At 48.6% G+C, this 24,176-nt stretch carries 22 protein-coding genes; 13 read left to right on the forward strand and 9 right to left on the reverse strand.

Translation table 11 applies throughout. The features are described from left to right. Positions 1–198 precede the first annotated feature (198 nt). From Q0882_RS13890 to Q0882_RS13930, 9 genes are all read left to right on the forward strand, one after another. A complete protein-coding gene (locus Q0882_RS13890) occupies positions 199–1,005 on the forward strand; it encodes an ABC transporter ATP-binding protein (RefSeq protein ID WP_299182891.1) in 807 nt (268 codons plus the stop codon). Further along, positions 1,002–1,757 (forward strand): ABC transporter ATP-binding protein, encoded by a 756-nt coding sequence (locus tag Q0882_RS13895; RefSeq protein ID WP_299182893.1) that lies wholly within the window; start codon positions 1,002–1,004, stop codon positions 1,755–1,757. Before Q0882_RS13890 ends, Q0882_RS13895 begins: the two co-directional genes overlap by 4 nt. A gap of 92 nt (positions 1,758–1,849) precedes the next feature. After that, a complete protein-coding gene (locus Q0882_RS13900) occupies positions 1,850–3,058 on the forward strand; it encodes an ABC transporter substrate-binding protein (protein ID WP_299182895.1) in 1,209 nt (402 codons plus the stop codon). 89 nt (positions 3,059–3,147) lie between these two features. Then, complete coding sequence (locus tag Q0882_RS13905; RefSeq protein ID WP_299182897.1) at positions 3,148–4,035, forward strand: branched-chain amino acid ABC transporter permease; 888 nt, start codon at positions 3,148–3,150, stop codon at positions 4,033–4,035. 9 nt (positions 4,036–4,044) lie between these two features. Then, entirely contained in the window at positions 4,045–4,971 is a 927-nt protein-coding gene (locus tag Q0882_RS13910) for a branched-chain amino acid ABC transporter permease (RefSeq protein ID WP_299182899.1), read from the forward strand. Between the two features lie 76 nt (positions 4,972–5,047). Continuing rightward, positions 5,048–6,712 (forward strand): acyl-CoA synthetase, encoded by a 1,665-nt coding sequence (locus Q0882_RS13915; RefSeq protein ID WP_299182901.1) that lies wholly within the window; start codon positions 5,048–5,050, stop codon positions 6,710–6,712. A gap of 73 nt (positions 6,713–6,785) precedes the next feature. Beyond that, complete coding sequence (locus Q0882_RS13920; RefSeq protein WP_299182903.1) at positions 6,786–7,535, forward strand: electron transfer flavoprotein subunit beta/FixA family protein; 750 nt, start codon at positions 6,786–6,788, stop codon at positions 7,533–7,535. 12 nt (positions 7,536–7,547) lie between these two features. Continuing rightward, on the forward strand, positions 7,548–8,474 hold the full coding sequence (locus Q0882_RS13925; protein ID WP_299182904.1) for an FAD-binding protein: 927 nt from the start codon (positions 7,548–7,550) through the stop codon (positions 8,472–8,474). Positions 8,475–8,596: 122 nt separating this feature from the next. After that, the gene (locus tag Q0882_RS13930; protein WP_299182906.1) at positions 8,597–10,369 is read left to right on the forward strand and encodes an acyl-CoA dehydrogenase; all 1,773 of its coding nucleotides are present in this window, start codon (positions 8,597–8,599) and stop codon (positions 10,367–10,369) included. Positions 10,370–10,516: 147 nt separating this feature from the next. Here the strand turns inward: Q0882_RS13930 and Q0882_RS13935 are convergent, their stop codons facing one another. Next, on the reverse strand, positions 10,517–12,217 hold the full coding sequence (locus Q0882_RS13935) for an EAL domain-containing protein (RefSeq protein WP_299182908.1): 1,701 nt from the start codon (positions 12,215–12,217) through the stop codon (positions 10,517–10,519). A gap of 244 nt (positions 12,218–12,461) precedes the next feature. After that, positions 12,462–14,405 (reverse strand): ATP-dependent DNA helicase RecQ, encoded by a 1,944-nt coding sequence (locus Q0882_RS13940; RefSeq protein WP_299182910.1) that lies wholly within the window; start codon positions 14,403–14,405, stop codon positions 12,462–12,464. A 208-nt stretch (positions 14,406–14,613) separates the two neighbouring features. On the opposite strand from Q0882_RS13940, the gene Q0882_RS13945 reads away from it, so the two are divergent. Continuing rightward, the gene (locus tag Q0882_RS13945; RefSeq protein WP_299182912.1) at positions 14,614–15,330 is read left to right on the forward strand and encodes a YebC/PmpR family DNA-binding transcriptional regulator; all 717 of its coding nucleotides are present in this window, start codon (positions 14,614–14,616) and stop codon (positions 15,328–15,330) included. Between the two features lie 355 nt (positions 15,331–15,685). After that, the gene (locus tag Q0882_RS13950) at positions 15,686–16,231 is read left to right on the forward strand and encodes a winged helix DNA-binding protein (RefSeq protein WP_299182913.1); all 546 of its coding nucleotides are present in this window, start codon (positions 15,686–15,688) and stop codon (positions 16,229–16,231) included. Between the two features lie 58 nt (positions 16,232–16,289). On the opposite strand, the gene Q0882_RS13955 is transcribed toward Q0882_RS13950, so the two are convergent. The 5 genes from Q0882_RS13955 to pdxB form a co-directional block, all read right to left on the reverse strand. Next, the gene (locus Q0882_RS13955; RefSeq protein WP_299182915.1) at positions 16,290–16,859 is read right to left on the reverse strand and encodes a hypothetical protein; all 570 of its coding nucleotides are present in this window, start codon (positions 16,857–16,859) and stop codon (positions 16,290–16,292) included. Positions 16,860–16,929: 70 nt separating this feature from the next. Next, positions 16,930–17,181, reverse strand: a complete 252-nt coding sequence (locus Q0882_RS13960; RefSeq protein ID WP_299182916.1) for a hypothetical protein — start codon at positions 17,179–17,181, stop codon at positions 16,930–16,932. A gap of 46 nt (positions 17,182–17,227) precedes the next feature. Continuing rightward, positions 17,228–18,340, reverse strand: a complete 1,113-nt coding sequence (locus tag Q0882_RS13965) for an ATP-NAD kinase family protein (protein ID WP_299182917.1) — start codon at positions 18,338–18,340, stop codon at positions 17,228–17,230. Then, positions 18,333–19,040, reverse strand: a complete 708-nt coding sequence (locus Q0882_RS13970) for a flagellar brake protein (RefSeq protein WP_299182918.1) — start codon at positions 19,038–19,040, stop codon at positions 18,333–18,335. The genes Q0882_RS13965 and Q0882_RS13970 overlap by 8 nt, the downstream gene beginning before the upstream one ends. Positions 19,041–19,095: 55 nt before the next feature. After that, positions 19,096–20,232 (reverse strand): 4-phosphoerythronate dehydrogenase PdxB, encoded by a 1,137-nt coding sequence (gene pdxB / locus Q0882_RS13975; RefSeq protein WP_299182919.1) that lies wholly within the window; start codon positions 20,230–20,232, stop codon positions 19,096–19,098. Positions 20,233–20,336: 104 nt separating this feature from the next. On the opposite strand from pdxB, the gene Q0882_RS13980 reads away from it, so the two are divergent. Continuing rightward, positions 20,337–20,615, forward strand: coding sequence for a hypothetical protein (locus tag Q0882_RS13980; protein WP_299182920.1), 279 nt, complete (start codon positions 20,337–20,339; stop codon positions 20,613–20,615). A 211-nt stretch (positions 20,616–20,826) separates the two neighbouring features. Then, positions 20,827–22,029 (forward strand): tryptophan synthase subunit beta, encoded by a 1,203-nt coding sequence (trpB, locus tag Q0882_RS13985; protein WP_299182921.1) that lies wholly within the window; start codon positions 20,827–20,829, stop codon positions 22,027–22,029. Between the two features lie 66 nt (positions 22,030–22,095). Here the strand turns inward: trpB and Q0882_RS13990 are convergent, their stop codons facing one another. Next, on the reverse strand, positions 22,096–22,548 hold the full coding sequence (locus Q0882_RS13990; protein WP_299182922.1) for a PaaI family thioesterase: 453 nt from the start codon (positions 22,546–22,548) through the stop codon (positions 22,096–22,098). Between the two features lie 79 nt (positions 22,549–22,627). Continuing rightward, complete coding sequence (locus Q0882_RS13995) at positions 22,628–24,139, reverse strand: malonyl-CoA synthase (RefSeq protein WP_299182923.1); 1,512 nt, start codon at positions 24,137–24,139, stop codon at positions 22,628–22,630. Positions 24,140–24,176: the final 37 nt, after the last annotated feature.

The following is a 24,176-nucleotide window of genomic DNA, read 5'->3' on the forward strand; positions in this document are numbered from 1 at the left end:
AAGCTAACTTCCTTATCCCGAATGTATCATAAAGTTAATAGCACACACCCATTTGTTACATTTTGTTAGATTTTAAAAATAGTTAAGCAAAGGTTAGTGCCTATTGTGGCTACTCAATAAAAACAAGAACACCTGATGTGACGCGGCCTGCATACGACTAAGGGCGCATACAGAGGGTAGAAAAAGAGTAGCGCCAAGATGACCCAGCCAAAGCCGGATTTCATTCTTGAAACCCGTAATCTGACGAAAGCATTCAAAGGCTTTACTGCCGTTGATGATGTAAATCTCAATATCCAACGCGGCCATATACATGCTCTGATCGGCCCAAACGGAGCCGGTAAAACTACCGTATTTAACCTACTGACAAAATTCTTGCAGCCAACAACCGGCCAGATCCTGTTTAACGGTGACGATATAACAGCGATGAAGCCTGCCGCCATCGCCCGTAAGGGTGTGATCCGTTCATTTCAGATCTCTGCGGTTTTCCCCCACCTGAGCGTTATGGAAAATGTACGTGTCGCGCTGCAGCGTAAAGAGGGCAACAGCTTTCACTTCTGGCGTTCGGAAAACATTCTTAACCGACTGAATGACCGCGCAATGGAGCTGCTGGAATCGGTTGGCTTAGAAGGTTTCGCTGACACGGTCACCGTTGATCTTCCCTACGGACGCAAACGTGCGCTTGAGATTGCCACTACCTTGGCCGTTGAGCCTGAACTGATGTTGCTGGATGAGCCGACGCAGGGGATGGGTCACGAAGATGTCGATGTTGTAACCGACCTGATCAAGAAGGTCTCTAAAGATCGCACCATCCTGATGGTTGAGCATAACCTCCATGTTGTTTCTAAACTGGCAGACCGTATTACCGTTCTGCAACGCGGTGCAATTCTGACTGAAGGCGAATATGAGGAGGTTTCAGCAGACCCCCGTGTTCGTGAAGCGTATATGGGTACCGCGGCTGATGAAGTAGAAGCGGAGAATGCCAAGCAAGCGGAGGTTGTAGAATGAATCAGCCAGCACCGATCCAGATGAATCAATCCGAAGCTGCGCATGGTAACCACCGTGAAAAATTACGCATCAACAACTTGCATGCGTTCTATGGTGAGTCCCATATCCTTCATGGTATAGACCTGAGTGTCAATCAGGGCGAACTGGTCACTCTGCTTGGTCGTAACGGTTCAGGTCGCTCCACTACTCTGAAAGCGATTATGAATATGGTGGGACGCAGAACCGGCAATATTGTCATCAACGGCAACGAAACCATCGACACACCTGCGTACAAGATCGCCCATCTGGGACTTGGGTTCTGTCCCGAAGAGCGCGGCATCTTCTCCAGCCTGAATGTAGAGGAAAACCTGATGCTACCACCGAATGTACGTTCGGATGGCATGAGTGTTGATGAGATCTACGAGATGTTTCCAAACCTATATGAACGCCGCACCAGCCAGGGCACACGTTTGTCCGGTGGTGAGCAGCAGATGCTGGCACTTGGCCGAATTCTGCGTACCGGCGCGAACATCCTGTTATTGGATGAGATCACCGAGGGCCTTGCCCCCGTCATTGTGCAAAAACTGGGCGAGGTCCTTGGCCAACTGAAAGAGCGTGGCCTGACCATTCTGTTGGTCGAACAAAACTTCCGTTTCGCGGCTCCGATCGCTGACCGTCACTATGTGATGGAGCACGGACATATCGTTGAAGAGGTTCACTCTCACGAACTGGAAGCGAAAACGGAGCTGCTAAACACCTATCTGGGTGTCTGACACGACGGCTTAAAGAATAAAAACAACACTTGATTGGGCTCAGATTAACAGCACAAAGAGGTGCTTGAAGCCCATCCAACCGGAGTATGAACATGAAGAATTTGAATAAAACGATCGTATCCTCAATGGTTGCCGGCATCATGGCTGCCTCACTTTCCACAGCCGCTGTTGCTGAGTCAGATGGTAAAGTGAAGCTTGGCATCCTTGCCGATATGGGCGGTGTATACGCTGACATTTGCGGTCGTGGTTGTGTCACTGCTGCTGAGATGGCGATCGAAGATTTTGGTGGAAAAGCACTGGGCCAACCGATTGAGCTGGTGACTGCAGACTCTCAGCTTAAACCCGATATCGCTTCATCAATCGCACGCCAGTGGGTAGAAGCCGATGGCGTTGATGCGATCGGTGGACTGGTATCCTCTGCTGTATCCGGTGCGGTATCGAAGGTTAACCTGAACGCTAAGAAGCTGACTATGATCTCCGGTTCTGCCTCTAATACGTTTACAACCAAGAGCTGTAACCCTTTCAACGTTCACTGGACATACAACGTTGTCGCACTGGCAAACGGTACCGTTAAACCGATGGTACAAGCGGGTAAAAAGAAGTGGTTCTTCATTACTGCTGACTACAGCTTCGGTCACGCACTGGAAGGGGTAGCTTCTAAAGTTATCAACGAAAACGGCGGTGAAGTTGTCGGCAGTATCCGTGCACCACTGGGTACAACAGACTTCTCCTCCTACGTACTGCAGGCACAAGCTTCCGGCGCTGATGTTGTCGCTCTGGCGAATGCGGGTAACGACACAGTTAACGCACTGAAAACAGCCACTGAATTTGGCCTGACTGAGATGATGGATGTTGCTGGCCTATTGGTATTCACCCAGAACGCACAAGCGATGGATCCATCCGTAGCCGGTGGTATGCGCCTGACCACAGGTTTCTACTGGGACATGGATGATAAAGCACGTGACTGGAGCCAACGTTTCCAGGAGCGTCACGGTTCTATCCCAAGCATGATTCACGCTGGTGTTTACTCTGCGACGACTCATTACCTGAAATCGGTTGAAGCCTCTGGTACTGAGGAAGCTGAAGTTGTCATCAAGAAGATGAAAGCAACGAAGCCTGAAGATTTCTTCTCTCGCAATGCGGAACTGCGTGCCGACGGCCGCATGGTGCACGATATGCTCTCTGTTGAGATCAAGAAAGCGGGTGAGCGTAAAGATAAGAACGACATCTATAAAGTCATCAAAGTGATCCCAGGCAATGAGGCATTCAGCCCAATGCTGCCTCAGTGCAACTTCTCCTGATTGGACAGCAACATCCTGGCATAAAGCAGCAGGTGTAGCCTCAGGCTCACCTGCTCCGCTACCGCATCACTTCGAATAAAAAAAGGTAGATGACACCTATGTTCGATATTAATTTATTTGGCCTATTTGGCCAGTTGCTGGTCGGTCTGATCAACGGCTCATTCTACGCTCTTCTGAGCCTGGGATTGGCGATCATATTCGGCCTGCTGAAGATTATTAACTTTGCTCAGGGCGCCCTCTATATGCTGGGTGCATTTATCGCCTTTCTGGCGTTGGAATACCTGGGTATCAACTATTGGGCTGCACTGATCATCGTTCCCATCACCGTAGGCCTGGTAGGCATTATGATGGAACGTTTCCTGATCCGTCCGATTGCCAATGAAGATCACCTCTACAGTCTGCTGCTGACCTTTGGTCTGGCACTCATTATCCAAGGCGCTTTCACCCATATGTTTGGCTCATCCGGTCTCTCCTATGCGATCCCTGAGGAGCTTAAAGGGGGTAACCGTCTGCCATTTATGTATCTGCCTAACTACCGTGCCTGGATTATTGTCGCTTCAGTACTGGTCTGCTTTGGTACCTGGTACATGATCGAGAAAACCAAACTGGGTGCTTATCTTCGTGCAGGCACTGAGAACCCACAACTGATGCAGGCGTTTGGTATCAACGTGCCTCTGATTGTCACCCTGACCTTCGGCTTCGGTGTAGCTCTGGCAGGCTTTGCCGGCGTAATGGCAGCGCCGGTTTACTCAGTCTCTCCCGATATGGGCTCCAATATACTGATCGTGGTCTTCGCCATCGTCGTCATCGGCGGTATGGGTTCGATCGGAGGTTCCATTCTGACAGGGTTGGGGATGGGAGTGGTCGAGGGGCTGACCAAGTATTTTTATCCTGAAGCTTCAACCACTGTCATATTCCTGGTGATGGTTATCGTTCTGCTGCTTAAACCTGCCGGACTGTTTGGTAAGGAAGCCTAGGAGAATCACATGAATAATCTAAAACTAAATATATTCCTGCTTGCACTGGCTCTACTGGCCCCAGCCGTACTGTATCCGGTATTTCTGGCTAAGGTGCTCTGCTTTGCGCTCTTTGCCTGTGCATTTAACCTGTTGCTCGGTTTTGTTGGCCTGCTCTCTTTCGGCCACGCAGCCTTCCTCGGTACTGGTGGATATATCACCGGCTACCTGATGATCAACAGCGGCCTGACACCTGAAATTGCCATTCTCCTGGGTACTCTGGCAGGCGCGGCTCTTGGTGCGATCTTTGGCAAACTGGCAGTCAAACGTGAAGGGATCTACTTCGCGATGGTGACGCTTGCCCTGGCTCAATTGGTCTTCTTTATCTATCTGCAAGCTCCCTTCACCAATGGTGAAGATGGCATGCAGGGTGTACCACGTGGCCATGCATTCGGTGCACTCGATCTGAGTGACAATCTGGTCATGTACTACTTCGTTCTGGCGATCTTTGTTTTCGGTTACTGGTTGATCAACCGTACGGTTCACTCGCCATTTGGTCAGATACTGAAAGCGATTCGTGACAATGAAGACCGAGCGACCTCTCTGGGGTATGACGTTAACCGCTACAAGTGGATCGCCTTTGTCATCTCAGCTGCTCTGGCTGCTCTGGCCGGTTCGACTAAAACACTGGTTTTCCAGCTCGCCTCTCTGACTGATGTTCACTGGCACATGTCCGGAGAAGTGATTCTGATGACGCTGGTTGGTGGTGTTGGAACCATCTTCGGTCCGGTACTGGGTGCAGGTTTCATCGTCACGATGCAGAACTACCTCTCCGGCGGAGAGTTGGGCAACTACATTCACATCATCATGGGTGTGGTCTTTGTAGTCTGCGTTCTGAGTTTCCGCAGCGGTATCGTCGGACAACTCATTAAATTTAAACGCAATAACTTCAGTTAATCAGACTGAATCAAGATTTGGATGATAGACGCCGGCAGCGGTGAAAACTGCCGGCACTGACAACGAGGGAAACAACGTGAACAACCAGGTGATTAACCCAATTTCTGCTTTTGAAACAGATCTGGATAAGAATCAGGCGAACTATTCCGCCCTGACACCCATGACCTTCTTGCAACGTGCCGCTACGGTCTATCCAAACCGGACAGCGACAGTACATGGAGAGATCCGTCGTACATGGTCCGAAACATATACACGCTGCAAACAACTGGCGAGTGCATTGCAAGCAAAGGGGGTTAATCCCGGCGATGCAGTCTCTATTCTGGCCCCAAACCTGCCGGAACATTTTGAAGCCCACTTCGCTGTACCGATGTGTGGGGCCGTACTTAACTCAATTAATATCCGTCTGGATGCTGAAGCGGTCGCGTTCATCCTCAAGCATGCTGGTACTAAAGTTCTGATTACAGACCGTGAATTTAACCACATTGTTAAAGCGGCTCTGGAACTGGTAGATGAAAAACCCTACGTCATCGATATCGACGATCCATACTGGACCGAAGGTGAGTTGATCGGTGATACCACCTTTGATGCCTTCCTGGAAACCGGTGACGAAGACTACGAACCCTACCAGGTTAAGGATGAGTGGAACGCAATTACACTGAACTACACCTCTGGAACTACCGGGGACCCTAAAGGGGTTGTCTACCACCACCGTGGTGCTTACCTGAATGCCATCAGTAATTCGATCTCCTGGGGGATGGAGCAGCACCCGGTCTATCTCTGGACTCTGCCCATGTTCCATTGTAATGGCTGGTGCTTCCCCTGGACCATTGCTGCGATGGCTGGTGTCAGTGTCAGCCTTCGTCATGTTCGCGCTGATGACATCTTTAACTCGATTAAGAAAGAGAAAGTCGGCTACTTCTGTGGTGCACCGATTGTTCTGAACATGCTCAACTCAGCTGATGATGAATTGAAAGCGGGTATCGAACATAACGTTAAAGTGATGACTGCCGGTGCTGCGCCCCCTGCTGCTGTTATTGCGGGTATGGAATCACTGGGTTTCAGCGTGACTCATGTATATGGACTGACTGAAACATACGGCCCATCCGTCGTCTGTGCATGGCATGACGAGTGGGATGAGAAATCTCTGGAAGATAAAGCGCGTCTGAAATCACGTCAGGGTGTTCGTGCACCGATGCTGGATGGTTTGATGGTTGCGGATCCTGTGACGATGAAACCGGTCCCTAAAGATGGCGAGACAATGGGTGAGATCTTCATGCAGGGCAACCTGGTTATGAAGGGCTATCTGAAAAACCCATCCACTACTGAGAAAGCGTTTGAGGGTGGCTGGTTCCACTCAGGTGACCTAGCGGTTTGGCATGAAGATGGTTACATCGAAATTAAAGACCGTTCCAAAGATATCATCATCTCAGGTGGTGAAAATATCTCCTCAATCGAAGTCGAAGACGTTTTGTACCGTCACCCACTGGTTCAGGAAGCTGCCGTTGTAGCGAAGTCCAACGAAAAATGGGGTGAGACCCCTTGCGCTTTTGTCGCATTAAAAGAGGGGCAGGATCGCGATATCACAGAGAAAGAGATCATCGATTTCTGTCGTGAACATATGGCTCACTTCAAGGCACCTAAAGATATCGTTTTTGGTGAACTACCTAAAACCTCCACCGGCAAGATTCAGAAGTTCCTGCTGCGTGACCGCGCTAACGGCGTTGAAGAGCAAGACCAATAACAATAGATACAACTAATTATAAACAGAGTGAAAACTCCCTGAGCTTCTGGTTCAGGGAGTATGAGGTACCGACATGAAGATACTTGTCACCGTAAAACGCGTGATCGACTACAACGTTAAGGTACGTGTTAAATCCGACAATACCGATGTTGACCTGGCTAACGTAAAGATGGCGCTCAACCCGTTCTGTGAGATCGCGGTTGAAGAAGCGGTCAGACTCAAAGAAGCCGGCGTTGCAACAGAGGTCGTTGTGGTTTCCATAGGGCCTAAAGCGTGTCAGGAACAGATCCGGACAGCGTTGGCTCTGGGTGCAGACCGCGGTATCCAGATTGAAACAGATTCGATGCCAGAATCACTCAATGCAGCCAAGCTGTTAGCAAAAGTGATTGCAGAGGAACAGCCAGAATTGATCGTTATGGGTAAACAGGCGATCGACAGCGATAACAACCAGACCGGTCAGATGCTGGCCGCCCTGCTTGATATGCCACAGGGCACATTCGCATCTGAACTGAAACTAGAATCAGGTAAAGCACAGGTAACCCGTGAAGTGGACGGTGGTCTGCAGACCGTTGAACTCAATCTTCCAGCGATCGTTACGACTGACCTGCGCCTGAATGAACCCCGTTATGCCTCTTTACCCAACATCATGAAAGCCAAGCGCAAACCGCTGGCAGTCAAAACACCTGCGGATCTCGGCGTTGAACTGAAAGAACATAGCAAGCTGATACAGGTGACGCCACCTGCAGAGCGTCAGGCAGGTATCAAAGTAGCCAGCGTTGATGAGCTGGTAGAGAAACTTAAAAACGAAGCCAAAGTAATTTAAGGGGGTGATCTGATGGCTATTCTGGTAATTGCAGAACATGACAACCGCACCCTTAAAGGTGCCACTTTTAACACCGTTGCAGCGGCAACTCAGATGGGGGGAGAGATCCATCTTCTTGTCGCCGGTAGCAACTGCAAAGCGGTCGCAGTCACAGCGGCATCACTTGATGGTGTTAGCAAAGTTCTACTGGCAGATGACCTCGCATATGAGCATCAACTGGCTGAAAACATCAGCAAGCTGGTTACAGAGCTGGGTAAAGATTACAGCCATATCGTTGCCCCTGCGACAACTTCAGGTAAAAACTTCCTGCCGCGGGTAGCCGCGCTGTTAGATGTTGCTCAGATCTCAGACATCACCGCTGTTGAAGCTGAAAACCGGTTCCAACGCCCAATCTATGCGGGCAATGCGATTGCGACAGTGGAATCACTGGATCCCATTAAAGTTATTACCGTCCGTGGAACTGCTTTTGATCCGGTCGAAACCAAGGGCTCTGCGGAGATCTCTGAGATCTCAATCTCACATGACGCCAAACTATCCAGCTTTATCGGCGAGGTCATGGCTGAGTCTGACCGTCCTGAATTGACTGCAGCAGAAGTGATTATCTCTGGCGGTCGTGGAATGGGGAACGGAGAGAACTTCGCTCTACTGGAAACGGTCGCGGATAAACTGGGTGCTGCGGTTGGAGCATCCCGCGCGGCTGTCGATGCTGGTTTCGTACCTAACGATATGCAGGTGGGTCAAACCGGAAAAATTGTCGCACCAGAACTCTATATTGCCGTGGGAATATCAGGTGCCATTCAGCATCTGGCAGGCATGAAAGATTCAAAAGTTATTGTTGCTATCAATAAAGATGAAGAAGCACCGATCTTTACCGTCGCAGACTACGGCCTTGTCGCTGATCTGTTTGACGTGATGCCAGAGCTGCAAGAGAAACTGTAGCTCCCTCGCGGGTCAGGGCGTCACTCTGCCGCCCTGCCCGCATTTTTTTATTTCAATCGTACGGAATTGGGATCGCAACAAACTGTTACCGCCCAGTTCTAAGAAGTTAAAGAGAGACTAAGATGAGCACCTATAACCCCCCTCTTCAGGATGCCAGTTTTGTATTAGACCAGTTGATCGGTCTGGACCAGATGTGTAACGACCTCAAGCTCGATGAGGTGAACAGCGAACTGGCCAGCGTTATTGTTGAGGAAGCCGGTAAACTGGCCTCTGAAGTGCTCGCCCCCCTGAATTCAGTGGGAGACCAGAACGGCGCTACCGTCAGCGAAGGCGCCGTAACTGAAACGCAAGGGTTTTCAGATGCATACCAGCAATTTGTGGAGAATGGCTGGGCGACTCTGACCGGTCCGGAGGAGTTTGGTGGCCAGGCACTACCGAACGTTCTGGGTACCGCTGTTAATGAACTCTGGCACTCATCCAACATGGCCTTTGCGCTCTGCCCTATGCTGAGTCAGGGTGCTGTTGAAGCATTGATCGCTCACGGTAGCGATGAACTCAAAGCGCAGTACCTGCCACAGTTAATCAGTGGCGAATGGACGGGTACCATGAACCTGACCGAACCGAATGCGGGCTCTGATCTTGCAGCAGTCTCAGCGAAAGCTGTACCGGATGGTGAGCAGTTCCGGATCAGCGGTCAAAAGATTTTTATCACTTGGGGTGATCACCAGATGACCTCAAATATCGTTCACCTGGTACTGGCGCGCCTCCCGGATGCGCCTGCAGGGGTCAAAGGGATCTCTCTGTTTATCGTCCCCAAATATCTACTGGATGAACAGGGCCAGCCAGCAGCACAGAACGATGTCAGTTGCGTCTCCCTTGAGCACAAGATGGGGATACATGGTAGTCCGACCTGTGTGATGAGCTTTGGCGATAATGAAGGTGCAATTGGTTACCTGGTTGGCGAAGCGAACAAGGGCCTGAGCTACATGTTCACAATGATGAACCATGCTCGTCAATCTGTCGGTTTACAGGGTTTGTCTATCTCCGAACGCGCATATCAACAAGCGGTTCAATACAGTCAGGAACGTTTTCAGGGAAGCAACCGAGACGGCAGTAAAATCGCGATCATCAATCATCCCGATGTGCGCCGTATGCTCATGGCAATGAAGGCGGGTAACGAAGCGATGCGTGCGCTCGCTTACTCAGCTGCAGCTGATATCGATCGTGCACATCACGGTGATGCTGCCAGCAGATCCCGTGTAGAGCTTTACACGCCTATTGTTAAAGGCTGGATGACTGAGCTCGCACAGGAACTCACCTCGCTGAACGTTCAGGTTCATGGGGGTATGGGCTTTATTGAAGAAACTGGCGCGGCACAACATTATCGTGATGCACGTATCCTGCCGATCTATGAAGGAACCACAGGCATCCAGGCGCTGGATCTGATCGGCCGTAAGACTCTGTTTGATAATGGCACTGCATTGAAACATCTTCAGCAGGAGATTCAGGCCTCCGTTGATACTCTTCGCAACAGTGAGAGTGAAAGCCTGCAACAGCTCGGTCGTAAACTGGAGACAGCACTTAAACAGGCTTGCAATGCCGGTGACTGGATCCTGGATAACGCAGCTCAAGACAAAGAGCTTATGGGTAATGTCAGCTTTGATAACCTGATGATGATGGGTTACTTAACTGGAGGCTGGCTATTGGCAAAAAGTGCGATTCAGGCGGAACAGCTCAAACAGACTGATAATGCCTATGGAGCCCCTTTCCTTAACGCAAAAATATCAACGGCACAGTTCTTTGCCGATCACTACCTGCCACGGGTAGGCCAGCACTCAGAAACTATTCTGACAGGCCTGCGCCATACCTTTGCACTCGATATTGATCTGTTGTGATCTCTTACCGCCTGCCTGTTAATACCTCTGGCGCAGGTAGGCGATTGTCGTTTCACGGCGGCAACTAACGAGCCCTATTCACGATGGTGGTAATGACCACTCCGGAGTCCTGGACGACTCCATTAAGGCTCGATGCCTTTGCCCTCGTCACAGAGGGCTTTTTTTTGCCTCAGGGTTAAATATTACCGATCCCAACTGCAAAGGGGCCTCTTGTTCAGACGTCTGTCTCGTTGAGGTAGCAAGCGCCTGATTATCACGAAGATCGATCCACTGAATGAATTCACAATCAGGCATCGGTTTTGCGTAAAAATATCCCTGACCCACAGTACACCCTAAAGCCAGTAACGCATCACAATGCTGTTGAGATTCAACACCCTCTGCCACCGTTTTTATATTGAGGGCATTTGACAGACCGATGACATTACCCAAAATCAGCTGATTCTCTCGTACGGTCAAAATATCGTTCACAAAACTCCGGTCTATTTTCAGCTCATCAATCGGCAACGCTTTCATATTAGTCAGTGATGAATAGCCTGTACCAAAATCATCCAGTGAAAATTTAACACCGAGCTCCTGACAACGGTGCATGACTGAAGCAACCTTATCAACATCCTCCAGTGCACAAGTTTCCAGAATCTCAAGGAAGAGGTTCTCAGGATCCACTTCCGGCTGCTCTCTTAAAAAGAGTGCGAGTTTATCTGTAAAGTCATATTGCGAAAGCTGTTGAGGGCTGATGTTAACACTGACCTTTATCAACACTCCCTCATTTATCCACTCTGCCATCTGCCGCAAAGCTTCCTGAATAACCCATTCACCTAAAGCCGATTCAAGTGGATGGCTTTCGATAATCGGCAAAAAATCGGCAGGAGGTAACACTCCTTTTTCAGGATGATTCCAACGTACCAACGCTTCGGCACCCACCAGCTCCCCAGTATTCATATTTACCTTCGGCTGGTAAAAAAGAATAAACTCATTATTATCCAACGCCCGTCCCACCTCATTGAGTTGGGATGCACTTTGTATCGCTTCTATCTCCTGTTCAGTATCGAAATGATAAGCCTGATTCCTACCATTGAGCTTAGCCTGATACATTGCCAGATCGGCCTGTCGCACCAGTTGATCTGCACTTTCTGTATCACTGTTGGTGTTATCCCCTGAGTAGAAGGTGATCCCAATACTGGCAGACAACCTCAGATTTAGCCCATCGACAAATAGGGGAAGGTGGCATGCTTCGAGGAGCCTCTCTATAATCGGTTCAGCCTCGGACTCTTCAGTGAGGTCTGAGAGCACTACTACAAATTCATCTCCCCCAAAACGGCTTAGAGTGTCCGTGTTACGTAAGGCCCCACGCATTCTTTTTGCCAGAGAGATCAATATGCGATCCCCCATCAGATGCCCATAGGTATCATTAATCGCCTTGAATCCATCCACATCCACGTACAAGACCGCGGTTTTCTCATTGGCTCGTACCGATCTGGCCATGCTCTGAACCAGGCGATCGGTTAACAGAGCCCTGTTTGGAAGCCCTGTTAAAACATCATGGCTGGCGATAAAGGATAATCGGTCTTTTGTTTCCAGTAGTTCTTTTTCCCGCTTTCGAAGACGCACAACATTCGCCCGAAGCTCTTGTAAACGACGATAGGTAAACCACGCCAGAGGAACTGGCAAGATGAAAAGAACGATAAGGATTTCATCCAACTGCCACTGTCCCATTGAACGAGTAGAGCGGAATAAACTGTCGAACAGGTCAAAATAGATGGCCAGAATGCCAAGAACAGAGGTCACCAGAACGGTGCGAATAAAATCCTTTTTTGCCTGAACACTACAGGCCTTCCTAATTGATAACATCTTACATCCCTGTTGGTCGCTACTGATTACAACTGACAGGCGCAAACTACCCACGCCCCGATCCGCTAAAACGACTTAACCGCTAACCATTATGATTAAGTTTTATACAAAACGGGCAAAATTTCACCTTTAAACCACAAGTTTTCCTACAAAGTTAAGGGGTGTATACCTGCGCTTGCTTAAAACCTGCGGTTGGAGCTAAGAAATCAACATCGATCCCAGAGTGAGTCATCTGATTTAATTCTCATATAGCATCCATCAGAATCTCTACCTTTTTCAGGATCTGCTTAAAGCGAACTTTTTCACAATAACCAAACCCTTCCAGCTGCTTTATTTTGTTACGACTGAACAGGGGAAGATTTATACCTGCCAGAAAACGACTGCAAAGCCCAGCTGTCAACAGACCTATTGCTTCATCAGGACAGTGTAGTTTGAGCGATTTTAATAGTTCGATCAATTTATGATCTTCCGGCAGAGACGGCTCAGAGGAATAGTTGAGCACAGCAGCCTTACCCCGGCAGACAGAACAGTGGCCGCAGGTTTCAGGCACCTCCTGATCATCGAAATAGCGTGCCAGATTGGCACTCAAACAGCGGTCTAACTCAAAAAAGCGAACCAATGCAGCGATTCTGCGAATCTCTTTCTGCTCCTTATCCGCAAAATATTCTGCCAGCGTTTCCACTAATTCAGGTTTACGCAGTGCCTGAGGATTCACCGCAAATACTTCGGTGATTTTCTTACTCTCCATCACGATCAGATGGTTATCCTGAAGATACTCAAGAGCCGCAACAACCCTTTGCCTCTCACAACCATAGTGCTGAGCCAGCGCCTCAAAATCTAACGCCCCCCAAACTCGCTTAAACTGTGTGTGATTGAAAATAGCCTCAATAAAACTGCGCCTCTCCCCTTCAAATCGGGAAATAATAACGCCCTGATCCACGACAAACTTATATCTAAATTCTGCAAAATAGGCGTACTGCGGCTGAATGACCCCCTGTAACTCTAACTGAACCAAAAGCGTCTTAAGCGGAAGCTGACGAATGTTGCAAACCCGCGATAGCGGATTTATCTGCATCTCCCACTGCCCCTCTGACACCTCCTCTCTGAGTGTTGTGATCAGCCTTTCAATGCTGCCCCGTTCAGGGGTATCCCCATAGACAAAGTTCTCAACCGTATGGATTCCATCCAGGTTTGCCAGCGTGATGCAGTGAGATTCACCGCCGTCACGACCTGCCCGGCCGATCTCCTGACTATAGTTTTCAATCGACTTAGGCAGATCGTAATGAATCACAAAACGCACATCGGCTTTATCGATCCCCATACCAAAGGCGATCGTGGCCACTACGACCTTGACCTCTCCCACCATATACTGATTTTGGATCTGGTGACGGCGTTCATTCTCTAGACCGGCATGATAGGCCACCGCATCGACACCTTCTCTCTGCAGATATTCAGCAACCTGTTCAGCGGTTTGCTGCTGGGTGACATAGACAATTCCCGCTACGGCTCCCTGCGCCCTGATCTGCTGTAACAGGCTTATCTGCTTCTCATCAGCGCCAACGGGGATAACACTCAAATCCAGATTCCTGCGATAGAAACCGGTTTGTATGATATGCGCCTCCTGTATACCGAAACGGTTAGCCATATCCCGCTTTACCTGACGAGTAGCTGTGGCCGTCAGCAGTAGAACCAGAGGGATTTTTAACTCCTCTCGATAGAGAGGTAACTTGAGGTAATCTGGACGAAAATTATGCCCCCACTCAGAGATACAGTGTGCCTCATCGACAACGAGCATAGAGAGTGGCACAGAGCTTATGAATGCACGAAAGCGTTCATTTTTAAATCGCTCAACCGAGACCATCAATATTTTCAGTTGCCCTGCTCGAGCGGCATTCATAACCTCCCGGTTTTCCTCCGCGCTCAAGGTCGAATCGATACTCGCCGCGGGGATGCCCTTCTCTCGTAAAAACCGTAACTGATCCTTCATCAGCGCCAATAGCGGTGAAACGACCAGCGTCAGATGTGGGAGATGCAGCGCCCCCATCTGATAGCAGAGTGATTTCCCGGCACCAGTAGGGAAGATCGACAGCGTCGAACAATCAGACAACAGCTGTTTGATCGTCTGTTCCTGCCCTTCACGAAAATGGGTAAATCCAAAATGTTGTTGCAGTGAGTTTTGCAGATCCATGGTCTTTTCCTTGGCGTTAAATCCATTTAACGGTGAATAGATAGGTATCCTAAGAATCATACAGCAATCAACCGGAACCGAATCAATTTACGCTGATACAAAGCCCACTACGGTCATATTGATTATGATGTAATTGGGCCGATAAGGTTTTAACTCGCCGCATGACACGGTAGAATTTTCCTCTTTTCAAAGTGTATGGAATATCGTAATGGGTCGAGCCTATCAAAACCGTAAAGAGTCGATGGCAAAAACATCAGATGCCAAGGCTAAGGTTTACAGCAAATTCAGCCGTGAAATCTATGTAACAGCTAAATCCGGTGGCATCGAAGTTGAAGGGAACCTTGCACTGGCTAACTTAATTGAGCGAGCCAAAAAAGCGCAGGTACCTGCACATGTCATTGATAAAGCCCTGGATAAAGCCAAAGGTGGCGGCGGTGAGGATTTCTCTGAGGCGCGGTACGAAGGCTTTGGTCCGGGCGGTTGCATGGTTATTGTTGAGTGTCTAACTGACAATCCAAACCGTACATTTGGTGATGTTCGTAACTGCTTTAACAAAACTAAGTGCAAGATCGGTTCACAAGGCAGTGTGAGTCATATGTTCGACCACAGCGCTATTTTTGTGTTTAACGGTGATGATGAAGATGCCGTGCTCGAAGCGCTGATGATGGAAGATGTAGATGTTACCGACATCGAGTGCGAAGAGGGTAAAATCACCGTTTTTGCACCCCATACCGAATACTTCAAAGCGAAGAAAGCGCTGCAGGATAATATTGAGGGATTGGATCTGGACGTTGATGAGATCCAGTTCGTTCCACATAACATGTCCCCTGTTTCTGAAGATGATCTGCCGATGTTCGAGAAGTTCATCAATATGCTAGATGATCTTGATGATGTTCAGAACGTCTACCATAACGCTGAACTGTAATATTTATCTGACTCAAAAGCCCGCTTACATGCGGGCTTTTTTATACTCGAATAGGAATAAAAAAGGCGCTACTAAAAAGTAGCGCCCAAAAAGATCCATCAGCAGTTGTGTTACAGAACCCAAAATCCCCAGATGCTTGCCGAAAGACCTGTCCATCTTACAGGATAATAGATTGACCCTGACTTAACCGGTTAGTTCCCTCTTACGAAGAAAAAAATACAATTCCCTCTGGCTCACCCCGCCCTATAGAAAACTACAGACATTTTGAACGACCGTTTGTCAAACTCTTCGATCCGTTCTACTCTAGTCACCGGCATTTTTCGACAGAAACCATGAACGTCCTCGGGTATTAATAATGACAAAGAGAACCCTGATGAATGACAATAGCTTGTATCGTAGCTGGCATCTTGGCGGTAATGATCACAATAATATCACTACCGAATTTGAATGGACTCTGCTCCGATTTCATGAAGCCTTTCAACGATATTGCTTACAGATCGGTAGTACCGCTGGCTTAGGTAATTTAACTTACCAGGAGCTGATTATTCTCAACGTAATCCGTATGCAGGATCGGCCTAAACCGGTGACGATTATCGCCCGCCTTCTCAACCGGGATGATATCCCCAATATTCAATACAGCTTGCGTAAACTAACAAGTCTGGACCTGATCGAAAAAGATAAGGAATCGAGCAGTAAAATTCACAACTATGCGATGACATCTCTGGGGCGAGAAAAGATCGACCGTTATGCCGAACTCAGGGAAGCACTCCTGACAACTCAGACATCCAGTATTGATAAAGTTGACGAAAAGATGGCTGAATCAGCCCGATTAATCAGCCTGCTGACGGGGATCTATGATGAAGCGGGAAGAATCGCAGCAACCTATGCGACCCCAGAATAGTACTTACCCACATCAACCAAAAAGCCCGCATATAAGCGGGCTTTTTCAATCATAGTTCCTAGTGCATATTGTTCATCTGCTTGAACTTAGCAATCAGAGCATCAGGCTGCTGTTTCTTGTTGCTCTTATTCAGCACGAACACAACTGTCTGACCCTGCGGGCCTGCTGCAATCTGCGTAAAGCGGTAAGGCGCTTCCCCTACCACACGGATATCTTCCATATCTTCCAGTGTGCTGAATACGTAAAGGCGGCCATCTTCACCTCGCATCTCTCCATAGAATGACTCTGCTGCTTCCAGCTTACCGTTATACATATCAATAGCCGCGATACCGGATGTTTTCTTCTTATCTTTACCCATCAGACCAAACACAAGTGTTTCGCTGTGAGGCCCGCCGCCGATATACACTTTGCGGTATGAGGTTTCACCCACTTCAAGGAAAGATTGGTAAGTCGAAAAGTCATCAAACACATAGTAACGCCCCTCATGCATCACTTCATAAAGATCCTCATTATTCAGTTCCGCAGTCGCGGCCTGCTTAGTCTCTTCAATTTTAGTTTGATTTGACTGACAACCAGTCAGCGCGAACATTGCGCCCGCAACAACGGCACCTGCGATCAATTTTTTCATGGGGGAAGCCTCATCTGCTTATATCTAAAAACAGATGAGTACTCTACTCAGACTGTATGACAGAACTATTTCAATTAGACTCATCCATCAAACTAAAGGTCAGAAAAGTGGTGAATAAGAAGAGAGTAAAGACTACCGGTGGATAGGGGAAAAAGAGCATAACCGTCAGTACAGAGATCCATAGAAGTTTGGCTTTACTGCGCTTGGCGCGATGCTTCGCGGTAAATAAACGGCGATAAAAATGGGTTTCATCAGGCGTCCGGTTGCGCATCCAGCAGGGGGCGAGCAACCAGAGAGAGAAATTCAATAGGTGTCTGAACACAGCAACGTCCTTTACAGCACTGCTTTAGTTCAGCATAGGGGATGAACTAGTAATCCGCCACGCGATAAAGTACCGAATCATGATATCCGGTAATCACGGGGATGACGCCTGAAAGAAGCTTGTTCACTTCCGGATCGCCACTATCAACAATCAACGGGCGACCATCCAGAGCCTGAAGTTTTGTCTTCGTCGCAATCACATTGATATTCTGCTTACCCAACCGTTTTAAAAGCGCTGGGGAAAGCTGCTGATTACCGCGACCGATGATATGCCCCTGACCACCGATCAGTGTGATCACCAACTGACACGCCTCACCCTCTGTGAGCTGAAGCAGCTGTTCCGCAGTACAATCAGACGCAACTAACTCTCCATCCTTCACCAGGTCAACTCCCAGCAGGGTGTTCTCTAAGCCCATCTGCTCCATCACCGCAGCAACGGTTGAGCCGGAGCCCATGATGTAATATTGGTCAGTTTCCATCCGTTCGATAATATCTGCAGCAATATCATCCAACACCAACTCTTCGGACTCTTTGGCACCATTTTTTACGTGCTGAAGATAGCGATGTTCCTGTGGTACCAGAAGTTCGCCATAATATTTCGCACGAACTTTCCCCTCACGGAAAGCATCTTCATCAATATCGCGAACCTCCTGATCTCCTAAGGTGACCAATTCGCCTTTCACCAGCATTGCAATGATCTCACCTGCCGCTTTTGGGGTCACCGCGTAAACACCGGAATGGATCTTTACTCCAGCAGGTACTCCCAAGACTGGCACCTCTTCAGAGATAGCATCACAAATATTTCGTGCCGTACCATCACCGCCGGCAAACAGAATAATATCTACATTCTCTGCTACCAGATCCCTTGCTGCCTGCAGGGTATCCTCCGCTGTGGTTTGCCCAGATTGAATACTGCCGATCACCACGGGTGAAAATCCAGCGGCCCGTGCTACATCTTCTCCCATCTCGGCAGGATAGGTCACCAGTTGAATATCGAGTCCCTGAATAACTTGTAGCGCTTGCTGGGTCCGGATCCCCGCTTTGGGTTCAGCGCCTCGTTGAAGTGCCTCCCTAGCTGTGTCTTCACCATCGCTACCCTTTAGAGCCACACTGCCACCAACACCCGCTAAAGGGTTAATAATCAGACCAAGCTTAAACACCAAGAATCTCCAAATTACCGGTTTCAACTAAAAACTGCTGATACACAAAACCAGCCAATATCAGATGGGTCTCATCATCCATCTCAAGAAACTCAACACCGTGGCTCACCACTTTAGTGATGCCGCCATCGCTAGACTGTACACTGCGAATAATAGCAGGCGTCAAGACAACCTGATCGACTCCCGCTACTTTGAAACGCGTGGTTAAAAACAGCTTATCGTTCTTTTTTCCCAGAACAACCGGGGCTTCTACACAGGCACCATTGAGACTGATATCAGAGCAATAGGCATTAACAGGCCAATCCAGTCTCAAACCGCTATCCGCTTCAAACTCATCAACTGAAACCAGCAGATTCACAGGTACTCGCGTGTGGCTCCGAATACGTCTGACCTCCGTATCAGAGGGGTATTCCAGATGCCAATAGGGAAACGGTGAACTCTGTATTTTGAGCACTCGGGCACTGAAGGCGCAGATATAATTTCCGCTCATCAATCTGACCGTCACCCGGGCCCCCTCGTTAACGGCACCCACTTTTTTTGGAGCAGACACCATCATGCTACTATTTTCACGGTATCCTAAAAGCTGCACGGAGTAGCGGCCGCGGGGCACCCGTGTTTCAATCTGAACCTTTTCTCCGATTTTCGGATTCAGTTCCGCCAGGGTACGAAGTGATTTGAGTTGTTCGAGCGCTTCTGCCATTCAGAGAGTTCTTATCATTCTTAGAGTAAAAAACCGGGGCTATAGCTTAAGTGATTTAGCCCGGCTCTGCGAGCTGAAAACCGATAGCCTCAAGCTGCTGCGGGTCTTTGGCTTGCAACACGTTCAACGAAGCAAATTCTCTGCGGATACGATACTGCTTACGCAGGTGATCGAACGCTGCTTTCTGCTCAGGTTCCGGAAGGGTCAGCGTATTTCGAAGAAGTAGATCATCTTGTTGTGGATCATAAACCCGCTGCATCAGCTCTAAAACAGAATGATCGCCCTGCTCTAACTCCGACAGATCTGCAGAGGGTAAAAAATCACTTAGGGTATGCTGACAAACTATCCCTAGATGCTGACACAGCGCTTTATACAACATAAAGGTGCCACGTATCTTGCCATCAAGGCTATAGCCAGCGATATGGGGTGAGATAATGTCGCATCGTTCCGCCAGCTTAGGATCAACCCACGGTTCATGCTCCCAGACATCCAGCACCAGCTTCAGATCAGGCCTCTTTTCACTCACCTTTAACAGCGCCTGGTTATCGATCACAGGTCCCCGACCGGCATTCAACAGAATACAATTTGGCTTCAGCGCGTTCAGCTGCTTAGCCGAGAACAGGTGCCGGGTTGGATACGGCCCCTGACCTGTCAGAGGCGTGTGCAGACAGATCACATCACACTCCTGAATCAGTTGGTCGAGATCGACGAAACCGGGCTCCTGCTCCGCGCGAATAGGATCATTAAGAAGGATGTTATACCCAAGTTTATCAAGACGTTTTTGCAATCTTCCACCGACATTGCCCACCCCAACGATCCCAAAATTCCGCGTTTTAGGATCAAATCCATACCTCTCAGCCAGCAGAAAAATCACGCTTAATACATATTCTACGACTGCCTCCGCGTTACAACCTGGCGCATTACTAAAACCGATACTCTGCTCTGCCAAATATTCCTGATCGATATGATCCGTCCCGATCGTTGCCGTCCCTACAAACTGAACCGATGTCGCCTGTAACAATGCAGCATCCACCTGAGTGATTGAGCGCACCAGAAGCACATCCTGATCCACCAGATCCTGCTGACTAATCTCTCGTCCAGACCTGCGTACAACATTACCAATGGATGAAAACATCTCAGTGACCATAGGCATGTTTTCATCCGCCAGAATATTCAATTTTTTGTTTTGCAATTTATCAATCTCCAGGCTTTACAAACCTTTCCAGATCAGGCTCAATGCGCGGTTCAGCGAACTATGCTGGCTCTCTACACTGCGGCAATTTACGGATTTTAAGTTTGATTATACGTTGGCAAAAACATCAGGAATTTTACATCGTCAGGATGTATCAGGATCTGGTGGGTGACTGGATAGTAGCCCAGAGCTGGGGCAACAGCACCGAATGTAAAAATGCCTGTACTCAAACCGTGACACCATCATACCAAGATGCCCGTTTGCAAGTTAGAGAAATCCGTAAGCAACTCAAATCAAAAGGGTTTCGTTTGATCGCTCGTCAGGAGACTCAATTAGGCTTTGAGTTTGCTCCCTGCCTCAGTGATAGTGATCTGCAGACTTAACTCTCTACAGCAGCCTGATCTGAGTTAAAAATCTTCCCCTCGCCTTTTTTCCCCATCAAAATCAAATTAGACTCGTTAGTTAAAGTAATCGCGCTCCTATTACTTTTGATGCAGTTTCATTATCAGTGTAAACCCTTATAATCGGTTAACATATTAATATAAGCGGGAGTTCACCCCGCCTGGGCTTTAGAGTAATTCAGCAGGATACATAATGAGTAAATTTCAATACGCAGAGATGCCTAATAAAGAAGGTTTTTTCGGTGATTTTGGTGGTCAGGAGATCCCGCCGGAACTAAAAGTGATCATGGACGAGATCAACGATGCATACGAAGAGATCCGTCAAAAACCAGAGTTCCAAGAGGAACTTGATCTTCTTTTTGCTGATTATGTAGGCCGTCCAAGCCCGATTTACCATGCGAAGCGCCTGAGTGAGAAACTGGGTGGTGCTCAGATCTATCTGAAACGTGAAGATCTGAACCACACTGGCGCACACAAGATTAATCACTGCCTCGGTGAAGCCCTGCTTGCTAAGTACATGGGCAAAACCAAGGTGATCGCTGAAACAGGCGCAGGACAACACGGTGTTGCGCTGGCAACCGCATGTGCACTGGTTGGCATCCCCTGCGAGATCCATATGGGTCAGGTGGATATCGAGAAAGAACACCCTAACGTTACTAAGATGAAGATCCTGGGATGTACGTTGGTCCCGGTCACCCGAGGTACAGCCACACTGAAAGATGCTGTCGACAGCGCTTTCGATGAGTATCTGAAGGATCCTGTGAACTACATCTATGCAATAGGCTCTGTCGTAGGCCCTCACCCATTCCCTAAAATGGTCCGTGACTTCCAGAGCATTATCGGTACTGAAGCGCGAGAACAGTTTCAGACCAAGACCAACTCTCTTCCTGATTACATCACAGCCTGCGTAGGCGGTGGTTCAAACGCAATGGGACTGTTTACCGCGTTCCTGGGTGATGAAGAGGTGAATATCGTAGGTGTTGAGCCTGCTGGTAAAGGTCTGGATACCGATCAACATTCAGCGACCTTAACTCTGGGTAAGCCTGGCATGATTCACGGTATGAAGTGCTATGTGCTGGAAGATGAGAACGGTGAGCCTATGCCTGTTCACTCTATTGCATCCGGTCTCGATTACCCTGGAGTAGGTCCACAGCACAGCTACCTGAAAGAGCTGGGCCGTGTTCAATACGAAACCGCCTCCGACCAGGAGTGCCTCGATGCCTTTATGACGCTGTCACAGGTTGAAGGGATTATCCCGGCGCTTGAAAGCTCTCACGCCGTCGCTTGGGCGATGCGTAAAGCAGCTACGCTATCTAAAGATCAGACCATTCTGGTTAACCTGTCTGGACGCGGCGACAAAGACGCCGACTACGTCGCAGACAAGCTGGGTCTGTAAAACCGATCGGGGCTTATTCTGATCACAGATAAGCCCCGATATCCCTGCTAACCTATAAAGAAGTAGTTACTCTGCCTGCAGGTTTCTCTGCTTGCGTGCAATTTTAAAATTCGCAGAGCATGAAAATACTACCTCTCCCTCTTCATCCAACACCTTAACGATACCGACCAGATCACGCTCTATCTGTTCAGTAATCTCAGCATGTGCTGTGATCCATCCCTGCCTCACTGCTCTATGTAATTTGATGTCGAGCGAGGTCGTGCCGAAATGTGTGCCTTCGGGAAGCAAACTTTTCACCGCCATTGCAAGGGCAGTATCCGCCAGGGCCGTTACCGCTCCGCCATGCATGATACCCACACCTTGAGAGTACTCATGCAGAAAGGGCATCGTGAGAACCGCCTTACCCGAGGCCGCTGTCTGAATCTCCATATTCAGGAGATTCTCAAACGGTGCCAGAGCGATCCAGCTATCTAACTCCACCTGATGAGGCCCGGTGGGTAGTTTGTTTTTCTGATTCATAAGCATGACTCTCTAAAAATGGATAACGGGGGGGGTGACCTCCCCCCACTCACATTTAATCTACAGACGCTGAGGAAAATTACTGTTTACCATAGAGATCACGCAATACATTTTTTTGCACTTTCCCCATCGTATTACGTGGCAACTCCTCTAAGAAGACAATTCGCCTGGGTACCTTGAATCCTGCGATCTGCTCTTTACAGGCAGCGATCAGATCCTCTTTGTTTAACTCAGCCTGACTATCCGTTTTGACGATTGCGGCGGCAACCCCCTCACCAAAATCCGGATGCTCAAATGCAAAGACAGCAGATTCATCTACACCTTCAATATCGTTGAGAATCATCTCAACCTCTTTAGGGTAGATATTATAACCACCACTGATAATCAGATCTTTTGAGCGCCCAACAATACTCACATATCCCTTCGCATCGATCGTGCCCAGATCTCCGGTAATAAAGAAACCATCTGCGGTAAACTCTTCAGCGGTTTTTTCAGGCATACGCCAATAGCCCTGGAACACATTCGGACCCTTGACCTGAAGGCTACCCACCTCACCAGCACCCATCGGTTTGTTGTTACCATCCATAATCCGAACTTCAGTGCCTGGCAAAGGATAACCAACAGTGCCTGCAATACGCTCACCATCAAGAGGGTTTGAGGTATTCATTCCGGTTTCTGTCATTCCGTAACGTTCAAGAATCCGCTTGCCTGTTCGCGCCTCAAATTCATTGAAGGTCTCTTCAAGCAGCGGTGCGGATCCCGAGATAAACAAGCGAACATTTTCAGCAAGCTCTCTGGTAAACGTTTGTTCAGTCAGTAAACGTGTATAGAAGGTAGGAACACCCATCATGACAGTGGCATTAGGCAACTCTTCCATCACCATCCTGGCATCAAATTTTTTGAAGAAGATCATCTCACCGGCGTTTAGCAGCGCACAGGAACATGCAACGAATAATCCGTGAACATGAAATATCGGTAACGCATGAAGCAGGGTATCGCCCTCCTCCCAGCCCCAATAATCCAGCAGGACTTTACCATTACTGAGGAGATTTCCATGACTGATCATTGCACCCTTAGGACGTCCTGTGGTGCCGGATGTATAGAGGATAGAAGCCAGATCATTATCATCCCTTTCAACCGTTTCAAATGACTTTGCCATGGAATCTGCAGAGTCACATAACGTTCCAACACCATCCTGATCAAGTGTGAAGAGCTTAAAGTGGGATTTAACATTGTCATTAATCGAAGAGAATACACTGGATTGTCCCGTGGAACAGACAACAAACGCCGGTTCTGCATTCTCCACAAAGTATTGAAGTTCATTCGGGGTATAAGCTGTATTCATCGGGAGGTAGGTTCCTCCAGACTGTAATACACCCAGATAGAGGGCCAGTGCATCTGCACCCTTTTCGACCTGTACGGCAACCCGATCCCCAGGTTTTATTCCGTTCTCAGTCAGTAAGTTAGCATATTGTGCCGCACGTTCTGCAAGTTGTTTAAATGTCCACTGTAATCCGGTTTCCGGCATGCGCACGGCAACACGATCACCCGCTGCAGAGAACTTTTCAGATAGGGCCTGATATAAATTCACGGATTTTTCCTCATATTTTTTTTATTTTTTAATCATT

The organism is uncultured Neptuniibacter sp. (genome assembly GCF_947498015.1).
Lineage (GTDB): Bacteria > Pseudomonadota > Gammaproteobacteria > Pseudomonadales > Balneatricaceae > Neptuniibacter.

Excerpts from the sequence above, each read along its gene's own strand:
- Q0882_RS13900 (WP_299182895.1), top strand. The coding sequence starts at position 1,850 with ATGAAGAATTTGAATAAAACGATCGTATCCTCAATGGTTGCCGGCATC.
- Q0882_RS13940 (WP_299182910.1), bottom strand. The coding sequence starts at position 14,405 with ATGGATCTGCAAAACTCACTGCAACAACATTTTGGATTTACCCATTTT.
- Q0882_RS13935 (WP_299182908.1), bottom strand. The coding sequence starts at position 12,217 with ATGTTATCAATTAGGAAGGCCTGTAGTGTTCAGGCAAAAAAGGATTTT.
- Q0882_RS13970 (WP_299182918.1), bottom strand. The coding sequence starts at position 19,040 with ATGGCAGAAGCGCTCGAACAACTCAAATCACTTCGTACCCTGGCGGAA.
- trpB (WP_299182921.1), top strand. The coding sequence starts at position 20,827 with ATGAGTAAATTTCAATACGCAGAGATGCCTAATAAAGAAGGTTTTTTC.
- Q0882_RS13945 (WP_299182912.1), top strand. The coding sequence starts at position 14,614 with ATGGGTCGAGCCTATCAAAACCGTAAAGAGTCGATGGCAAAAACATCA.
- Q0882_RS13925 (WP_299182904.1), top strand. The coding sequence starts at position 7,548 with ATGGCTATTCTGGTAATTGCAGAACATGACAACCGCACCCTTAAAGGT.
- Q0882_RS13955 (WP_299182915.1), bottom strand. The coding sequence starts at position 16,859 with ATGAAAAAATTGATCGCAGGTGCCGTTGTTGCGGGCGCAATGTTCGCG.
- Q0882_RS13905 (WP_299182897.1), top strand. The coding sequence starts at position 3,148 with ATGACACCTATGTTCGATATTAATTTATTTGGCCTATTTGGCCAGTTG.
- Q0882_RS13890 (WP_299182891.1), top strand. The coding sequence starts at position 199 with ATGACCCAGCCAAAGCCGGATTTCATTCTTGAAACCCGTAATCTGACG.
- Q0882_RS13920 (WP_299182903.1), top strand. The coding sequence starts at position 6,786 with ATGAAGATACTTGTCACCGTAAAACGCGTGATCGACTACAACGTTAAG.
- Q0882_RS13990 (WP_299182922.1), bottom strand. The coding sequence starts at position 22,548 with ATGAATCAGAAAAACAAACTACCCACCGGGCCTCATCAGGTGGAGTTA.
- Q0882_RS13895 (WP_299182893.1), top strand. The coding sequence starts at position 1,002 with ATGAATCAGCCAGCACCGATCCAGATGAATCAATCCGAAGCTGCGCAT.
- Q0882_RS13950 (WP_299182913.1), top strand. The coding sequence starts at position 15,686 with ATGACAAAGAGAACCCTGATGAATGACAATAGCTTGTATCGTAGCTGG.
- Q0882_RS13910 (WP_299182899.1), top strand. The coding sequence starts at position 4,045 with ATGAATAATCTAAAACTAAATATATTCCTGCTTGCACTGGCTCTACTG.
- Q0882_RS13930 (WP_299182906.1), top strand. The coding sequence starts at position 8,597 with ATGAGCACCTATAACCCCCCTCTTCAGGATGCCAGTTTTGTATTAGAC.